This is a genomic window from Anaerococcus jeddahensis, assembly GCF_001182725.1.
GTDB lineage: Bacteria > Bacillota > Clostridia > Tissierellales > Peptoniphilaceae > Anaerococcus > Anaerococcus jeddahensis.
Window position 1 is genome coordinate 569,491 of record NZ_CWHU01000005.1, and the last position, 17,638, is coordinate 587,128.

The 17,638-nt window shown below is 27.9% G+C and carries 19 protein-coding genes, 2 tRNA genes and 1 other RNA gene; 16 read left to right on the top strand and 6 right to left on the bottom strand.

Annotated elements, in window-relative coordinates:
• Positions 1 to 3 precede the first annotated feature (3 nt).
• Both BN2087_RS05770 and BN2087_RS09125 read left to right on the top strand, forming a co-directional pair.
• Positions 4 to 804, top strand: a complete 801-nt coding sequence (locus tag BN2087_RS05770; RefSeq protein WP_049690878.1) for a bifunctional 5,10-methylenetetrahydrofolate dehydrogenase/5,10-methenyltetrahydrofolate cyclohydrolase — start codon at positions 4 to 6, stop codon at positions 802 to 804.
• 68 nt (positions 805 to 872) lie between these two features.
• On the top strand, positions 873 to 1,865 hold the full coding sequence (locus tag BN2087_RS09125) for a lipid II:glycine glycyltransferase FemX (protein WP_082144184.1): 993 nt from the start codon (positions 873 to 875) through the stop codon (positions 1,863 to 1,865).
• 135 nt (positions 1,866 to 2,000) lie between these two features.
• Here the strand turns inward: BN2087_RS09125 and tpx are convergent, their stop codons facing one another.
• Positions 2,001 to 2,513 carry a thiol peroxidase gene (gene tpx / locus BN2087_RS05780; RefSeq protein WP_049690879.1) on the bottom strand — a complete coding sequence of 171 codons (513 nt, stop codon included), beginning with the start codon at positions 2,511 to 2,513 and terminating at the stop codon, positions 2,001 to 2,003.
• A gap of 154 nt (positions 2,514 to 2,667) precedes the next feature.
• Here tpx and BN2087_RS05785 point away from each other — a divergent pair, with 154 nt between their 5' ends.
• The 7 genes from BN2087_RS05785 to uraA all read left to right on the top strand — a co-directional run bounded on the left by BN2087_RS05785 (position 2,668) and on the right by uraA (position 7,668).
• On the top strand, positions 2,668 to 3,312 hold the full coding sequence (locus tag BN2087_RS05785; protein WP_049690880.1) for a 50S ribosomal protein L25: 645 nt from the start codon (positions 2,668 to 2,670) through the stop codon (positions 3,310 to 3,312).
• 97 nt (positions 3,313 to 3,409) lie between these two features.
• Positions 3,410 to 4,039 (top strand): dTMP kinase, encoded by a 630-nt coding sequence (gene tmk, locus BN2087_RS05790; RefSeq protein ID WP_049690881.1) that lies wholly within the window; start codon positions 3,410 to 3,412, stop codon positions 4,037 to 4,039.
• Entirely contained in the window at positions 4,036 to 4,365 is a 330-nt protein-coding gene (locus tag BN2087_RS05795) for a cyclic-di-AMP receptor (RefSeq protein WP_049690882.1), read from the top strand. The genes tmk and BN2087_RS05795 overlap by 4 nt, the downstream gene beginning before the upstream one ends.
• A 1-nt stretch (position 4,366) precedes the next feature.
• Entirely contained in the window at positions 4,367 to 5,197 is an 831-nt protein-coding gene (locus BN2087_RS05800; protein ID WP_049690883.1) for a DNA polymerase III subunit delta', read from the top strand.
• On the top strand, positions 5,172 to 5,990 hold the full coding sequence (locus tag BN2087_RS05805; RefSeq protein ID WP_049690884.1) for a PSP1 domain-containing protein: 819 nt from the start codon (positions 5,172 to 5,174) through the stop codon (positions 5,988 to 5,990). The genes BN2087_RS05800 and BN2087_RS05805 overlap by 26 nt, the downstream gene beginning before the upstream one ends.
• A 92-nt stretch (positions 5,991 to 6,082) precedes the next feature.
• Positions 6,083 to 6,259 (top strand): ferredoxin family protein, encoded by a 177-nt coding sequence (locus BN2087_RS05810; protein WP_004813856.1) that lies wholly within the window; start codon positions 6,083 to 6,085, stop codon positions 6,257 to 6,259.
• Between the two features lie 143 nt (positions 6,260 to 6,402).
• Positions 6,403 to 7,668 carry a uracil permease gene (gene uraA / locus BN2087_RS05815; protein WP_049690885.1) on the top strand — a complete coding sequence of 422 codons (1,266 nt, stop codon included), beginning with the start codon at positions 6,403 to 6,405 and terminating at the stop codon, positions 7,666 to 7,668.
• Between the two features lie 114 nt (positions 7,669 to 7,782).
• Here uraA and BN2087_RS05820 read toward each other — a convergent pair.
• Positions 7,783 to 7,858, bottom strand: a tRNA-Thr gene (locus BN2087_RS05820).
• A gap of 138 nt (positions 7,859 to 7,996) precedes the next feature.
• Here BN2087_RS05820 and tuf point away from each other — a divergent pair.
• From tuf to BN2087_RS05835, 3 genes are all read left to right on the top strand, one after another.
• The gene (tuf, locus tag BN2087_RS05825) at positions 7,997 to 9,193 is read left to right on the top strand and encodes an elongation factor Tu (protein WP_049690886.1); all 1,197 of its coding nucleotides are present in this window, start codon (positions 7,997 to 7,999) and stop codon (positions 9,191 to 9,193) included.
• A 63-nt stretch (positions 9,194 to 9,256) separates the two neighbouring features.
• Entirely contained in the window at positions 9,257 to 10,528 is a 1,272-nt protein-coding gene (locus BN2087_RS05830; protein ID WP_049690887.1) for a putative glycoside hydrolase, read from the top strand.
• A gap of 15 nt (positions 10,529 to 10,543) precedes the next feature.
• On the top strand, positions 10,544 to 11,173 hold the full coding sequence (locus BN2087_RS05835; protein ID WP_049690888.1) for an HlyC/CorC family transporter associated domain-containing protein: 630 nt from the start codon (positions 10,544 to 10,546) through the stop codon (positions 11,171 to 11,173).
• A 40-nt stretch (positions 11,174 to 11,213) separates the two neighbouring features.
• Here BN2087_RS05835 and BN2087_RS05840 read toward each other — a convergent pair whose 3' ends face one another.
• Positions 11,214 to 12,059, bottom strand: a complete 846-nt coding sequence (locus BN2087_RS05840; protein ID WP_049690889.1) for an AraC family transcriptional regulator — start codon at positions 12,057 to 12,059, stop codon at positions 11,214 to 11,216.
• Positions 12,060 to 12,212: 153 nt separating this feature from the next.
• Between BN2087_RS05840 and BN2087_RS05845 the strand changes: the two genes are divergently transcribed.
• A complete protein-coding gene (locus BN2087_RS05845) occupies positions 12,213 to 13,811 on the top strand; it encodes a GlgB N-terminal domain-containing protein (protein WP_049690890.1) in 1,599 nt (532 codons plus the stop codon).
• Between the two features lie 41 nt (positions 13,812 to 13,852).
• Here BN2087_RS05845 and cbpB read toward each other — a convergent pair whose 3' ends face one another.
• The 3 genes from cbpB to BN2087_RS05855 form a co-directional block, all read right to left on the bottom strand.
• On the bottom strand, positions 13,853 to 14,320 hold the full coding sequence (cbpB, locus tag BN2087_RS05850; RefSeq protein ID WP_049690891.1) for a cyclic-di-AMP-binding protein CbpB: 468 nt from the start codon (positions 14,318 to 14,320) through the stop codon (positions 13,853 to 13,855).
• A gap of 64 nt (positions 14,321 to 14,384) precedes the next feature.
• An RNA gene (gene ffs, locus BN2087_RS09130) (signal recognition particle sRNA large type) lies at positions 14,385 to 14,651 on the bottom strand.
• Positions 14,651 to 14,741: transfer RNA gene (locus tag BN2087_RS05855), tRNA-Ser, on the bottom strand. The genes ffs and BN2087_RS05855 overlap by 1 nt, the downstream gene beginning before the upstream one ends.
• A 105-nt stretch (positions 14,742 to 14,846) precedes the next feature.
• Here BN2087_RS05855 and dnaX point away from each other — a divergent pair.
• Genes dnaX through recR form a run of 3 tightly spaced genes read left to right on the top strand, consistent with a single transcriptional unit; the run spans position 14,847 to position 17,532 of the window.
• On the top strand, positions 14,847 to 16,589 hold the full coding sequence (dnaX, locus tag BN2087_RS05860; protein ID WP_049690892.1) for a DNA polymerase III subunit gamma/tau: 1,743 nt from the start codon (positions 14,847 to 14,849) through the stop codon (positions 16,587 to 16,589).
• 11 nt (positions 16,590 to 16,600) lie between these two features.
• On the top strand, positions 16,601 to 16,933 hold the full coding sequence (locus BN2087_RS05865) for a YbaB/EbfC family nucleoid-associated protein (protein WP_049690893.1): 333 nt from the start codon (positions 16,601 to 16,603) through the stop codon (positions 16,931 to 16,933).
• Positions 16,933 to 17,532: a recombination mediator RecR gene (recR, locus tag BN2087_RS05870; RefSeq protein WP_049690894.1), complete on the top strand. Its 600-nt coding sequence runs from the start codon at positions 16,933 to 16,935 to the stop codon at positions 17,530 to 17,532. Before BN2087_RS05865 ends, recR begins: the two co-directional genes overlap by 1 nt.
• Positions 17,533 to 17,638: the final 106 nt, after the last annotated feature.

Consider the following 17,638-nt stretch of genomic DNA (forward strand, 5'->3'; position numbering starts at 1 on the left):
AAAATGAAAATTATAAATTCAAAAGAAATTAAAAAAAATTTATTAGAAAGAATTACTAATTCAAAAAAAAGTAAAAAATTATTAATAATCTCTCAAGGTAAAAATTTATCAGTTTTACAATATAAAAAAGCTATAATGAAACGATGTGGTGAATTTGAAATAGAATATATAGATAAAAATTTTGAAGATGATAAAAATCATATTGATATTATTGAATATTGTAAGAATTTAAAAAATGTTGACGGCTTTATAATCCTTCAACCTTTATCAATTAATACTGATTTAACTTATTTAAGAAAAAACATGCCATTTTGTGATTTGGATGGTTTTAGGTATGATTCTTTAGGGAAAATAATGGATAAAAATTTTGAAAATTTACCACAAACTGCAAGATCTATTATTAAATTTATAGAATATATGGATATAGATTTAAAAGGTAAGGATATAATAATTGCAAATTCGACAAATGTTATTGGTAAACCCCTGTCTATGTATTTAAATTTTAAAAAAGCAACAGTAACTTTATTTAATTCTAAATCTATAAATCAAAAATATAAAATCAAAAATGCTGATATTTTTATTTCAGCAATTGGCAAGGCTAATTATTATAATCTTGATTATTTTAGAAATGGTCAAATTTTAATAGATGCTGGTACAAGTTTTATGGATGGAAAAATGTATGGTGATATAGATTATAAAAGCATTGAAGACTTGGATGTTAAAGTTGTTACATGTAGAAATGGAGTAGGATCTATTACAACTTTATCTTTAATTGAAAGATTGCTTTATAGTGCTAATATTTAAATAAATTTATTTTATAGTATAGTAATAAGAACAATGATTTTTAATATTAATTTATTTAAGGAGTAATAATGCCAATAGTAAATTCAAATGAAGATTTAAAAAGATACGAAGAGTTTGTAAAAAATTCACCTTACGGAACCTTTTATCAAGATCCTGCTTGGTCTAAGGTTAAGAATAATTGGACTCATGATTTTGTATATATAGAGGAAAATAAACAGATTATTGCGGGTATGTCAGTACTTGGAATAAAAAATAAAAATGGTAAACACTTTTTGTACGCACCAAGAGGTCCAGTTTGTGATTTTACTGATTATGAATTAGTTGATAGGCTAATTAAAGAGGCTGAAACTCTAAAAGATAAATATAATGCTTTTCTTTTAAGAATTGACCCTCAATTTAAATTTGAGGAAAGACCAATTTATGAATACAAAAAAATGGGCTATGATTTTAGATCGGTTTGCGATCCTATCCATAGTTTTACTCAACCAAGGTATAATATGGTAATTGATTTGTCACTCGGTGATGAAGAAAAAATATTCGATAATTTTTCTAGTAAGGGAAGATATAATATTAGAAAATCTATTAAAGCTGGTATTGAAACAAAAATTGAAACAAATGAGAAAACATTAGATGATTTTTATGAACTTACTGAGATAATGGCAAAAAGACAAGGGATTACTTACAGACCTAAAGAATATCACAAAAGACTTGTTGAAAATTATGGATGTAAAATTTTCTCTTCATATTTTGAGGGAGAAGTTTTGTGCTCATCAATTGTTGTTCCTTATAAGGATGGATTGACTTATCTATACGCTGCAAGCTCTAATGAAAAAAGAAATAAAATGCCAAATTATAATATGCTTTGGGAAGAAGTTAAATACGGTGTAAAAAATGGATACAAATCTCTAGACCTTGGAGGAGTATTTTCTTTAGATAAAAATGATGGCTTATATAGATATAAAGAGCATTTCTGCTACCCAAATAAATACACAGCTTACATTGGTGAGCTTGATGTTGTGTATGATAGGGATGCTTATAATGAATTTTTGATTACTAAATAGTTTTGTAAGTTTAATTTGAATATTATATGAATTTTAAGAGCAAACTCAATTGGGTTTGCCTTTTATTTACAAAAAAATAGCTAGATTTTTCTAGCTATTTTTTGTGAATTTTTGTGATTTTAAAGATTTATTTTTTTAGACTATTTTTTTTGCGGCTTCTATTGCAGCTTTATAGTCTGGTAGTTGTGTGTTTTGTTCTAGATATTCTACATGAGCTAGTTTGTTATCTTTGTCTACAACGAATACTGCTCTGTTTTGTAGTTTTAATTCTTTGATTAAAGTTGCATATTTTTCAGCAAAATCTAGGTAATTATAATCTGATACTGTTTTTACTTGATCTATTCCTTTTGCTGAGCAAAATCTTGATTGAGCAAATGGTAGGTCGTTTGATATTGTTATAATTGATACGTCAGGACTAATTTCTGCAGCAGCCTTATTGAATTTTGTTGTTTGAATTTCACAAACAGATGTATCAAGTGATGGCACTACTGAAATTATTTTTATTTTTCCTTCTTCATCTTTGTAAAAATTATATTCTGACAAGTCGTTATTTATTGCTTTAAAATCAGGTGCAATATCTCCAATCTTTAATTCTTCTCCGATTACTGTAATTTCTTCTTCACCGAATTTTTTCTTTCTTTCTGTCATTTATACCTCCTAAATGTATAATCGTTTCTATATTTATATACCCAGTTTTTTGATTTTTTTGAAAAAATTTAAATTATAATATTATTATTGTCAAATCCTTTTAAATAAGGTATAATTAATCAGTATGAAAGTTAGATAAAATAAGGAGGAAACAATGGCAGATATAGTTTTAAAAGCAGAAAATAGAGAAGCTGTCGGAAAAAATAAAGTTAATAAACTTAGACAACAAGCTATTGTACCAGGTGTTGTATATGGTAAAGATAAAGAAAATATAAATGTACAATTTACTTCAAGAGATTTTGAAAAAGTATTATCTCAAGCAGGTACATCTACAATTATTGACTTAGATCTTGATGGAGAAAAGTTACCAGTACTTATTAAAGATTACCAAATGCACCCATTCAAATCTCAATTTTTCCATGTAGATTTCCAAGCAATCAATGCAAAAGAAGCAATTAGAGTTACAGTTCCAGTTTACTTAAGTGGAAGAGATGATATTAGGGTTGAACCTTCAGTTCTAGTTCAAAATATTGATACTGTTGAAGTTGAATGTTTACCAATGTATATCCCACAATATGCTGAAGTTGTTGTAACAGAAATGCAAATTGGAGATGCTTTCACAGTAGCTGATCTTGATATTGCTAAAAATGAAAATATCAATATCTTACTTGAAGATGATGAAGTTGTTTGTTCACTTCAAGAACCTCAAGAAGAAGTTGTTGTTGATGATGAAGAAAGTGAATCTGCAGCTGACGTACCAACTGTTGATGAAACTGAAGAAAAAGAAGACGAAGAATAAGTCTAAGAAACAAAGACCTTTATGGTCTTTTTTTTTACGAAATTTTAATTTGTTTTTCAAATTTTAATCTTTTTTCAATTTATTGTATAATAAAGTCATGAAAGGTTTATTAATTGTATTTGAAGGTCCAGATGGTTCTGGAAAAACTACTGTTTTGGAGAAAGTTTATAAGAAACTTTTGCAAGATGGGTATGATATATATAAGTTTAGGGAACCTGGCGGAACGGAAATTTCAGAAAAAATCAGGGAAATTATTTTAGATAATGAAAATATAAAAATGTCATCAAGGTGTGAGGCTTTATTGTATGCTGCAAGCAGGGCTCAATTGGTTGAAGAAAAACTAAGGCCCTTATTGGAAAAAGGATCAATTATTCTTTGCGATAGGTTTGTAATGAGTTCTATGTTATATCAGGGTATTGGAAGAGGTCTTGGTATTGACGAGGTTAAAAATATAAATGATTTTGCCATTGGAGAAATAAGAGCTGATTTAACTTTGTTTTTAAATATAGATTACAAAACTGCTATTGATAGGAAAAGAAGAAATTTCGTATCAGATCGTTTGGAAAATGAAGATGATTCTTTTCACAAAAAAACTTATGACGGTTATATTGATTTATCTAAAAAATTTAAGGATGAAATTATTTCGATAGATGCTAACAAAGATGTAGAAACAGTTGTTAATGATTGTTTAGATGTAATTAAAACTTATTTAAAGGAGAAAAAATGAAACTTTTAATAGCTATAGTTCAAGATGCAGATGCAAACTTTTTGATGGATTCTTTGACAGATAAGAGATATAGGGTTACAAAACTTGCAACAACAGGTGGATTTTTAAGAGAAGGAAATACTACACTTCTTATAGGAATTGAAGAAGAAAATCTTGAAGAAGTAAAACAAATTATTGAAGATAATTGTAAAAAAAGAACAACCCAATCATCAATTATAAATCCTACAGCAGATTCTCCACTTTTGGCAACAAGTGCACCAGTAGATGTAAATGTTGGAGGAGCTACAGTATTTATTTTAGATGTTGACCAATATATAAGAATCTAAAATGACAGAAATTTTAAAAAATCAAATAGAAAATGTCAAACTTTCCAATGCCTATATTTTTGAATCTAGAAATTCCACATATAATCTAGAAAAGGCATTGGAATTTTCTACGCATGTCTTTAATAAATATGGCATTGATACAAAACTTGAAGAAAATTCTGATTTTGAAATAATTGAAAAAGATGAAAAGGAAAAAAATATAAGTATAAAAACCATTAGGTATTTAATAAAAGATATGTATCTTAGGCCTACTAATGGGAAAATTAAAATTTACGTGATTAAGGATAGTGAAAATTTAAGTATTGAAAGCTCAAATGCTCTTTTAAAAAGTATTGAAGAGGCAAAATCTTACATTATCCTTATATTTACAACAAATAATGCTCATAGTTTGCTCAAAACTATAAGGTCAAGATGTCAAATTATTAATTTTAAAAGTCAGGTAGAAAATGAATTTGTAGATAAGGAAAAACTATCTTATGTATTAAGTGAGATAATTTCTGGAAATTTTTCTTTTTATTATAAAAATAAAGATTTTTTTGCCAAAGCGAAAGACTATAAAGAAGAATTATTTGGAGAAATTTTAAATTTTTTTAATAATTTGGTAAAATTAAAATACTATAAAAATAATTTAAATGAAAATCAGAAAATACTGTTTTATCTTAGAAAAATAGAAAAATTACCTTTTGATTCTATTGATAGGATAATAAAAAAAATTGAGCAAATAACAAAAGGATTTAAAAATAATGCAAATTTCGACATGTCAGTTGAAAATTTCCTTATTTTTATTTATAGAGAGGGGAAGAGTATTGAAGGTAGTAGGGGTAAGCTTTAAAAAAACTGGAAAAATATATTATTATAATCCGTTGGATTTTGACTTAGAAATTGGAGATAAAGTTATAGTTAGCTCTAATTCTTGTATTGAAATGGGAAGTGTTAAAACTTCCATAAGAGAAATCAAAGAAGATGAGTTTGACCATGATTTAAATCAAATAATCAGAAAAGCTGATAAAGATGACCTATTAAAATTCGAAAAAAACAAGAAAGATGCCAAGGAAGCTGTAGAAATTTGTCAAAAAAAAGCAGAAAAACTAGGTTTAAATCTCCATGCCATAGAAGCAGAATTTACTTTTGATAGAAAAAAATTGCTCATATATTTTTCATCAAATAATAGGGTTGATTTTAGAAAATTAGTAAAAGAACTTGCATCAATTTATAGAAACAGGATTGAACTTAGGCAAATTGGAGTAAGAGATCATGCAAAATTGGTTTCAAGTGTAGGAATTTGTGGCCAAAAATGTTGTTGTGCAAGATTTTTGAACGATTTTGAACCCCTATCAATAAAAATGGCAAAAGAGCAAGATATTACCCTAGATCCAAATAAAATTTCAGGTCTTTGTGGAAGACTTATGTGTTGTTTATCCTACGAAAATGAAAATTATAAAATAGCCAAAAAAGCTATGCCAAAAGTTGGAGAAAAAATTCAAACTGAAGATGGAATAGGGGTCGTTGTTGAAAATAATTATGTCAAGGAAAAATGTAAGATAAGAGTAAGAATCGAAGAAGATGATACTGAAATTGAAAAATCTTATTGTCCAAAAGATATAAGAAGAGTGGTTGATAAATAGCTATTAAAAAAGAAAAATTGAGATTTACTATCATTTGACATTAATAAATTTAACTACTATAATAATGATATAACAAAATAGGAGGTAATATTATGGCTTATAGAATAGATGAAAATACATGTATATCATGTGGATCTTGTGAAGGTGAATGTCCAGTTCAAGCAATTGAACAAGGAGACGCAGCATACGAAATAGACGAAGATGCTTGTATCGACTGTGGATCTTGTGCAGCAGTTTGCCCAGTAGAAGCAATCTCACCAGCAGAATAAGATATATACATAAAAAATTTAGACTCAGCTTATGCTGGGTCTTTTATTATGCTTAAAAATTTAAAAAATTAATAATTACAAAAAATATTGACAATTAATGCAATTTTTGCTAATATAACTCTTGATGTATACAAGGAGGTATTATGAAAAATTCTAAAAAAATTTACCATGTAGAAGACAAGTTACCATTTAAATTGTTATTACCACTTTCAATCCAACATACATTTGCAATGTTTGGAGCAAGTGTTTTAGTTCCTATTTTATTTAAAATAAATCCAGGAATTGTACTATTTATGAATGGTATAGGAACCTTATTATTTATATTATTTACCAAAAAGAAAGCACCAGCTTATTTGGGATCATCATTTGCATTTTTAGCACCAGGAACAGCTATAATTGCAAGTCAAGGATTTCAATACGCTCAAGGTGCTTTTATTGTGGTCGGAATTCTGGGTTGTTTTTTAGCCTTTATAATATATAAATTTGGAATTTCATGGATTGATGTGGTATTACCACCAGCAGCTATGGGATCTGTTGTAGCACTTATAGGATTTGAGCTTGCAGGAAACACAGTAACAGGCGGTTCAATCGGAGCAAATATAATGACAGAAACTGCAAATTATAAAGATTTTATAATTTTTGCAATAACCTTATTTACAGCAATAATTGGATCAGTTTCTTTTAAAGGATTTTTTTCAACAATTCCAATACTAATTTCCATAATAGTAGGATATGTTTGTTCAATATTTTTTGGAATGGTAGATTTCACACCAGTTTTACAAGCAAAATTATTTACCCTACCAAATTTTTCAGCTCCAAAATTTTCAATAGAAGCTGTTTTATCAATGCTACCAGTAATATTAGTAATAACAAGCGAACACATTTCACACCAAGTTGTAACAAGCAATATTATAGGAAGAAATTTATTAGAAGATCCAGGCTTACACAGATCAATTTTTGCAGATAACTTCTCATCAGCCCTTTCAGGATTAGTTGGAGGAGTTCCAACAACAACCTATGGTGAAAATATAGGAGTTATGGCAATAACTGGAGTATATTCAGTCCAAGTAATAGGAGGAGCAGCAATAATTTCAATATTAATGGCATTTATAGGACCACTTGCAGCCTTAATTCAAACAATACCTGGAGATGTAATAGGAGGAGTAACCTTCTTGTTATACGGAATGATAGGAACAAGCGGAATCAGATTATTAGTAGACCAAAAAGTAGACTATTCAAAATCAATAAATTTAATCCTAACCTCAACAATATTTATAGCAGGACTTTCAGGTCTATCAATAAAATTTGGCTCAATCAAATTACAAGGCATGGTACTAGCTTCTGTAGTAGCAGTTTTACTATCAGCATTTTTAACCTTATTAAGAAAATTAAATTTAATAAATCATTAAAATTTTAAAAGTTCATCATTAAGATGGACTTTTTTAAAATAAATAAATTTTTAAAAATAAAAAAACATAATTTGAAAAAAATTTAGAATTTAAAATTAAAAATGGGCAAAAAAATGGAGCCACTTCCCAGGATCGAACTGAGGACCTCATCCTTACCATGGATGCGCTCTACCGACTGAGCTAAAGTGGCACTGGAGATAATATACCATAGAAAAAATATTTTTGCAAATTATTTTTAAATATGCAAAATAAACGGTATAGTGAATATAATTGTAGTAAAAATATAAAATTTATGGTATAGTAATTTTATAATATTTAGGAGGAAATAATGAGTAAAGAAACATTTGAAAGAAGTAAACCACATATTAATATTGGTACAATCGGACACGTAGACCACGGTAAAACAACAACAACAGCAGCAATCACCCAAGCATTAAATAAAAAATATGGAACAGGTGAATTCATAGACTACGATAAAATTGATAAGGCTCCAGAAGAAAGAGAAAGAGGAATCACAATCAATACATCTGTAGTAGAATACGAAACAGAAAAAAGACACTACGCACATATAGATGCACCAGGCCACGCTGACTACGTTAAAAACATGATTACAGGAGCAGCACAAATGGACGGAGCAATCCTAGTAGTATCAGCTGCAGACGGTCCAATGCCACAAACAAGAGAACACATCCTATTAGCAAGACAAGTAGGAGTTCCAAAAATCGCAGTATTCCTAAACAAAGAAGACCAAGTAGACGATCCAGAACTAATCGAATTAGTAGAAATGGAAGTAAGAGATCTACTATCAGAATACGACTTCGACGGAGACGATGCACCAGTAATAGTAGGATCTGCATTAAAATCATTACAAGAAGGCGGAGAAGGCGAATGGTCAGATAAAATATTAGCTCTAATGGATGCAGTAGACGAATACTTCGACATCCCAGAAAGAGATAACGACCAACCATTCCTAATGCCAGTAGAAGACGTAATGACAATCTCAGGAAGAGGAACAGTAGCAACAGGAAGAGTAGAAAGAGGAACACTAAAACTAGGTTCAACAGTAGAAATCGTAGGCCTAACAGATAAAACAAGAGAAGTAGTAGTAACAGGAATCGAAATGTTCCATAAATCACTAGACGTAACAGAATCAGGAGATAACTGTGCATTACTACTAAGAGGAGTACAAAGAAACGAAATCCAAAGAGGACAAGTAATAGCAGCACCAGGCTCAGTACACCCACACACAGAATTCGAAGGCCAAGTATACGTACTAACCAAAGAAGAAGGAGGAAGACATACCCCATTCTTCTCAGGCTACAGACCACAATTCTTCTTTAGAACAACAGATGTAACAGGAGACATCCAACTAGAAGAAGGAACAGAAATGGTAATGCCAGGAGACAACGCAACATTCAAAATCAAATTACAAAAACCAATCGCTCTTGAAGAAGGATTAAGATTCGCAGTAAGAGAAGGTGGAAGAACAGTTGCTTCTGGAGTTGTTTCTAAAGTAATTCAATAATATTATTTAGAGCGAGTCTTTTAGACTTGCTCTTTTTTTAATTTATTTTGGCTAGGAGTTTATATGAAATATAAAAAAATATTTATATTATTTTTGTTTTTAATTTCTATTACATTTTCTTCTTGTGCTTTTAAAAATAATAAAAAAACAGATGAAAGTAATTCAGTATCTGATATAAATTCTAATTTAACTTTAAATAATAAAAAGGAAAAGAAACCTAAAGGTGAACCGTATCTTGTAGGTGTTGCCCCTGATGATTACAATATGGATTATGATACATCTAGATTAAAATCATTAAATGAAAAAAAATCTAAATTTTATCCCAAAGATGGGGTAAAAGGTATCTATTTTAATCCTTATTCTGCAAATGATCCAAAATCTTTAAAAAAAATAGTTAATTTAATTGATAGCACTAAGTTAAATACAGTTGTTATTGATGTTAAAGATGATTGGGGAAACATTACTTGTGATTTTAAATCTAATGATAAAGATATAAAGTACGCCACTGATAAAATTATTGATGCAAAAGATTTTATTTCAAAAATGCATTCAAAAGGAATATATGTGATTGCAAGGATTACAACTTTCAAAGATTCTGTTATGTCTGAAAAACATCCTGATTGGGGATTTAAATTAAATGATGGTTCTTTGTTGGTTAATGGACTTGGAGAATCTTTTGTTAATCCATATATGGATGAAGTTAGAAATTATAATTTGAAAATTGCTGAACTTGCAGCTAATGCTGGTTTTGATGAAATTCAATTTGATTATGTGAGATTTGCTGAAGGATTTGAAAATATGGGCGATAATTTATATTATTCTAAAGGCAAATGGGAAAATCTAAAAATGAAAGATGGTGACAAAAGAGTTAATGCCATTACTAGTTTTGTAAAAGATGCTAGGGAAGTCCTTCAAGACTATGATACTCCATGTGGTGTTGATGTTTTTGGTTATTCTATGCAAGTTGGAAGAGCTGATGGAATCGGTCAAGATTTTAAAGAAATTTCTAATCAAGCTGATGTAATGAGTTCTATGATTTATCCGTCTCACTGGGGATTTTATGCATTTGATATTGCAAAGCCAGATCTTGAACCTTATGAGCTTGTAAAAAGATATTTAAAAGAAGAACAAAAAGAATTTTCTGAAATTGAACATAAGCCTCAATCAAGACCATGGATTCAGGATTTTACTGCTTCTTGGATTGGAAGTGGAAATTACATGGAATATGACAAGGAAGCTGTCGAAGCTCAAATAAAAGCTATTTATGATTCTGGTCAAAATGAATTTTTACTTTGGAACTCGGCGTCAAAATATACTAAGGACGTTGATTATTAAAAGAAAGTAGATTTTATGGAAAAAAAATTAAAAGAAAAAATTGAAGTGGCTATTAAGGCTGTTGAAATTATAATATGTGTAAGTATTTTATTTTCTTTAATTTTGTCAATACCAATTCTTGGAAAATATGCAATTTCTGTAATAAAGGCTTCGGATTTTAAACAAAATTATGACCTGTTAAATGAATTTTTAAAGTTTGCACTTTTATTGGTTGTAGGAATTGAGCTTATTGAGATGATTTTAACTAAGTCTCATGAGGCAATCCTAACCTTAATTTTGTTTGTAATAGCTAGGAAAATGCTTTTATATTCAGTTGATTTGATAGATATTTTAGTTGGTTCTTTATCAATAGGATTAATATTTGTTATTATTAAATTTGTTGTTAAAGATGATAGCTTAATGGCGAAAATTGATAATACTTATTCGGCAGCTATGACTGTAAAAAAAATAAAACAAGATTACAAACTAGATATACCTCAAGATATGTCAAATACTTTGGGTGGTTTAGTTTATGAAATAGCTAAGGTCGAAGGTATAGACGAATTAAAAGAAAATACAAGACTAATATATGGATCTTATAAATTTAAGATAATTAGCATGAAAGATGGAGTTATTAAAAGAATTAGAATTGAAGAATTAAAATAATAGAAAAATCATTAGCTTAAGCTAATGATTTTTTTTGAATTTATATTCTATGATTTTTTCTAAATTGGGAAGGTGTCAAGCCCACTTTTTTTCTAAAAACTTGGTTAAAATATGATTGAGAATTAAATCCTACTATTGATGAAATTTCTTCCATTGAATGATTGGTACTTATGAGTAAATTTTTGGTAACTTCTATTCTTTTTAAAATTAAATAGTCAATAGGGGTAACCCTATAGGATTGTTTAAATTCTGCAATTAAATGAAATTTATTCATATAAGCCATTTTTGAAAGACTTTCAAGTTTAATATCTTCTGAGTAATTATTATCGATGAAATTTTTTATGTAATCAATTTGTTTGTTGATTTTAATGTCGTTTGTTATAACTATTTCATCTTCGAATTTTCTAAGTAAGGTTATTACAAATTCGCTTGCTTTTGCATTTGCCATTGATTGGGCAAAAATATTGTTAGAATTAAATTCTTCATTAATAATATCAAAAGATTTTATAAAATAATCTTGGTCTTTTTCTATATTTTTATAAATGTATTTATCTTCATCAATATTATCATCATTTAAAAGATTTTTTACAAAAATACTGTCTACTCCAAAAGATATATAAACTAAATTTTCATCTTCTCCTGAGTATATACTGTGGCCAACATTTGAATTGATGATAAAAAAATCATCTTTATTTGTATTTATTACCCTATCTTCAATTGAAAATTTTCCCTTTCCGTCTAAAATAAAATAAAATTCCGTAAAGGGATGAAAATGAATCCTAGAATTTATATTATTGGAAGTGGAAAATTTTTTTGCATAAAGCACTTTGAGATAGATACTTTGCATAGTTGAGTTATCGTTTTCGTGTTTATCTAAAATTTCCATAAAATTTGTTCCTTATTTCTTTTATTCACATTATATTATACATAAAAAATCACTTTACTACAAGATGATTTCCGGGGATAAGAAACATATATGATATAATAAATAATGAATTAAAAGCTGATTATTTTATATTAAATATGGAAAGGAAGATAGATGGATACTAGGAAATATTTAGATGGGGAATCGTTTGATGGCTTTAAATTTTTTGGAAATCATAAAAAAAGTAAAAATTCTTATATTTTTAGGACGCTTGGTCCAAATGCCAAAAATATTTACATAGTAGGTGACTTTAATGGTTGGAAAGAAGAAAAACTTAGAAAATATTCAACTGGTGTTTTTTCAAAAACTATAAATAATGTTAAAGAATATGATAAATATTTATATGTAATTGAAGATAAAAATGGTAAAAAATCATATAAATTAGATCCATTTTCCAAATTAACAGATGAAAAATATGAAAATTCATTAGTTTTTGATAAGGCTTTTGAATTTTCTTATAAAATTAAAGAAAATAAAAATTTAAATATTTACGAAATAAACTTTAGAAATTTTGATGGTAAAATTTTTTCAAATGAAAAGTCTATTGATAAATTCATTTTTTATGTAAAAGAAAATAACTTTACTCATGTAAAATTAATGGATGTTTTTACTTACAGTTTTTCATATAATGAAAAATTACTAAATTTAGAAAAGTTAAAATTATTTATTGATATCTGTCATAAAAATGATATAGGAATAATAATGGATTTGGATATTTCTTCTTTTTATCCAAGTGAAAAATATTTATTAAGATTTGATAATTCTAATATGTATAACTACGACTATGATGACATTTTGTATAATTATGATGGAAGAATAAATTTAGATCCAAGCAAAAAAATTGTTAAATCATTTATTTTATCTTTCATTTCATATTTATTTGATGAATTTAAGCTAGATGGCATATCTTTTATAAATTTAGAAAATTTGATATTTTGTCAAGGAGATAAGTCTAGAGGTTTTAACCATAATTGGTTAGATCTTATCAAAATAATAAATACCCATATAAAAAACTTAAATAAACTAAGTCTTGGATTTTATAATTCTATTTGGAATGATGATATAGATTTTAATCTTGGATTTTCCTATATTTATGATAGAACTATGGCAAAGATAATAAAAATTATGCAAAATTTTCCATATAAAAGATATAATTATTCTAATATTGTAAAAAATTTGATTGAGACAGATTTTAAAAAATTTATTCTTGGTTTTAATTATTATGATAGTTTGGGTGAGGGGGCAAGTCTTGCTATGAAAATGCACTCAGATGAAAAAAAATATGACCAATTGAAGTCCCTATTTTTACTTACCTATACCTTAAATTCTAAAAAAATCCTTTTTATGGAAGATGAAATTGGATCTTTAGAAACTTACAGTTTTGATAAAAAAATAGATTTTAAAGCAAAAAATCAAAATGAGAAAGATTTTAATAAATTTTATAAGAAAATTTCCAAATTTCTCTTTGATAATAAGGAATTTTATGAAGAAAATAGCAAGACTCAAATTTTAGACATTGAAGGTTATTCGCTTTTTGCTTTTAAAAGAAAGTCTAAAAATTTTGAGTATTTAATTATAATTAATTTGACGGATTTGGAATATAAGATTAAATATCTCGATAAAACAAAAACAGTTTTGACAAGTTTTGATGAAAATTTAAAAAATAAAAATATTATACCTGCTTTTGGATCAGGAATATATAGAATAAAATAAAAGAAGCTCTTGCAAATAATAAATTTTGCAAGAGCTTCTTTTTATAATTTTTTAATCAATTTATATTCATTTTCTAAATTATGGGCAATATTTGTAAATCTTTCTAAAATTGTTTTTCTTGTAATTATTCCAACAAAATAGCCATTTCTGTGGGTTATACATATAAAATTATTATTTATTAGAAGCCTTAAAACATCTTCAAGTTCTGAATCGTCAAATAAAATTGGGACAATTTGATCCATAACTTCGCTGACCTTGGTTTTGGTAAGAATTTCTTCATTAAAAAAAGTAACATCTTCTGATGAAATTACAATTTTTGAAATTGAAATTAAACCTCTGACCCTATCCTTGTCATCAAGAACTGGAATAGTTTGATAGCCACGATTTGAAAGAACAATTATTGCGTGTAAAAGCGTATCATCTTCTCTTAATACAGCAACATCACTTGCTGGAGTTATTATATTTGCAGTAGGTTGATTAAATAATTTTTTTAATTTTTCACCAATCATTTTTACTCCTTCTTAAAAAAATAGCCTTTTGTAAAAACAAAAGGCCTTATAGAGTATATTATGTAAGCACACCCAAGCTTGTACAATAAAATTTATACGTTACTCAAACAGCCAGCTCATGACAGGTAACCTTACGGCACATAAGAAGATCTACTTAATGCTGCTACGTTCCCGTCCTGACATGGTTCATAGTTTCCTATTGCGTAAGACCCATCAATCAACACCGCTTATTTGAGGCAGACTATATATTTTAAAATCCTAACTTGGGAATTCAATCCTGCTGTAGCGGATTGCAGGTTACAGGGCACCGCTAACTCCCCATCTAGTGCATGGCGGAGAGCAAGGGATTTGAACCCTTGATACACTATCAATGTATACACGATTTCCAATCGTGCTCCTTAAGCCACTCGGACAGCTCTCCATGCTTACAGATTTAAACTATACTTTATTTTTAAAAAAATTCAAATAAATTTAAAAGTAAAAAAATATTTTCTCTATGGTATAATCTTTAAGGAAAGGAAAGATTATGGCAAAAGCTTTATATAGAGAATACAGACCCCAAAAATTTTCTGATGTTTTGGGTCAGGATAGGGTTGTAAATGTTTTAAAAAATCAGATTAAATCTGGTCAAATATCTCACGCATATTTATTTGCTGGAGAAAGAGGATGTGGAAAGACAACTTGTGCAAAAATTTTTGCCAAGGCTATAAATTGTCTTAATCCCAAAGATTCATCTCCATGTGGCGAGTGCGAAAATTGTAAATCCATAGAAGAAGAATCTACTATGGATGTTGTAGAAATGGATGCTGCAAGTAACAGAAGAATAGATGATATTAGAAATTTAAAAGAAACTGTAGTTTATCCACCAAATAATTTGAAATACAAGGTCTATATTATTGACGAGGCCCACATGATTACAAGAGAAGCTTTCAATGCTTTATTAAAAATTATGGAAGAGCCACCAAGTCATTTAGTTTTTATTCTTGCTACAACAGAAATTGAAAAAATTCCAAAAACTATTTTATCAAGAGTTCAAAAATTTGAATTTAATAAAATAGGACGCGATGATATTATTAAACAAATTGACATAATTTTGTCTGACAGAAATATTTCTATGCAAGAAGAAGGAAAGGACCTTATTGTAAAAAAAGCAAAGGGAGCAATGAGAGATGCACTTTCTATTTTGGACCAAGTTTTATCAATAGAAAAAGATTATTTTTCTCTAAAAGATGTAGAAAATATTTTAGGTTTAGTTGATTTTGAATCTTTGGACAAATTAGTTGATAATATAATTTCCTACAATCAAAAACAATCCTTGGATTTACTTTTTTATTTAAGAGAAAACGACAAGGATGATGAAGATATATTGGATGGGCTTGTTGGATATTTTAGGGATATTATGGTTTATAAGACAAGCCAAAATGAAGAATATATAGAAAATTTAGATTATCTTGAATTAATAAAAGAAAAAATTAAGAAAATTTCTTCAGAAAGGCTAGTTGGATATCTTGAAATATTAAATGAATATTCAAATAGGATGAAATTATCTGATAATTCTTCACTTCTTATGGAAATGGCGATTTTAAGACTTATAAATTTAAAAGATGAAGAAGATATCCTATCAAGACTTAAAAAATTAGAAGAAGAAAAAAAAGAAAATATAATCGACATAATAAATAAATTGGTTGATCAAAAATTTGAAAATATAAATCCAGATAAATTTATAGTAAAAGAAAATTCTAATCCTATTAAAAAAGAAAAAATAGAGGATGAGGAAAATCTAGTAAAATCTTTTGAAAATAATAATATTTCAGATGATAAAAAAATAATAGAAGAAGAAAAAAATGATCATGAAAATCTTATTGAAAAATATGAAAATGTAGAAAAAACAGAAGAAAATAGTGAAAAAAGTATAAGTCTTGACAAGGACCAAGAAGAACTTTTTGTAAGTGAACTTTCATCAACATCCTCACCAATTTTAAGGGCTATGTTTAAAGATGAAGGTTTTAATTATGATATTTTAAATGAAAAATTCATAATTTATTATTCTAATGTTTTGTATTACCAATTTTTAGAAGAATCCAAGCCAAGAATGAAAGAAATTTTGAAGGCGGTTACAGGAAAAGAATTTGACCTAAAAGTTTCATCTATTGACAAAAAAATTTCTAACAAGAATAATAGTATAAGAGGATCTAAAAAAGATTCACAAGATGATGTAATAAAAAAACTAGAAGAAGTTTTTGATAATGATTTAATAATTGAAGAATAAAGGAGAAAATTATGGCAAGAGGCGGATTTCCAGGCGGAAATATGAACAACATGATGAAAAAAGTGCAAAAAATGCAAAAAGAAATGGCAAGGGCCCAACAAGAAATTGAAGAAAAAGAATTTTCTTCAACAGCTGGTGGCGGGGTTATCGAAGCTGTTGTAAATGGTAAAAAGGAATTAGTTAAAATTAATATTGATGAGGATGTTGTTGATCCTGAAGATACAGAAATGCTCGAAGATTTAGTTGTTGCAGCTGTAAATGATGCATTGAAAAAAGCTGACGAATACACACAAAGAGAAATGGGAAAATTAACAGGAAATATTAATATTCCTGGACTAATGTAATGAGTTTGTATCCTGAAAGTTTAACTAAATTAATTGAGCAATTCCAAAAACTTCCAACAATTGGTAAAAAAAGTGCCGAAAGACTTGCGATGAGTATAGTAGGAAAAGATCTCGACAGTGTAGAAGAATTTTCAAATGCTCTTCTTGAAGTGAAATCCAAAATTCATCCTTGTAAAATTTGTGGAAATTTAACAGAAGATGAAGTTTGTGGAATTTGTAAAGATGTTTCAAGAGAAGATAGTATAATTTGTGTAATTGAAGATGTGAAAAATTTATATGCCATTGAAAAATCACAAGTTTTTCACGGAAAATACCATATTTTGGGAGGACTCATTTCTCCTTCCGATAATGTAAAGGCAGAAGATTTATCTATTGATAAATTATTAGATAGGATTGATAAGGAAAATATTACAGAAATTATTTTGGCGATTTCTTCAACAATTGAGGGAGAAACCACTTCCTTGTTTTTGGCTCATTTATTAGAAGGAAAAAATGTCAAGGTTTCTAAAATTGCATCAGGGATTCCTGTTGGATCAAATTTGGAATATTTTGACCAACTCACTTTAGAAAGGGCCTTGGAAAATAGAAGAGAAATTTAATTTTTTGGAAAAATTAATTTATTTTGTGATATAATGAGAAAGAATTAACAATAAGTTTTGTAGATAAATTAATCTAATAAATTTTTGAAAAAATTTTAGTTTAGTG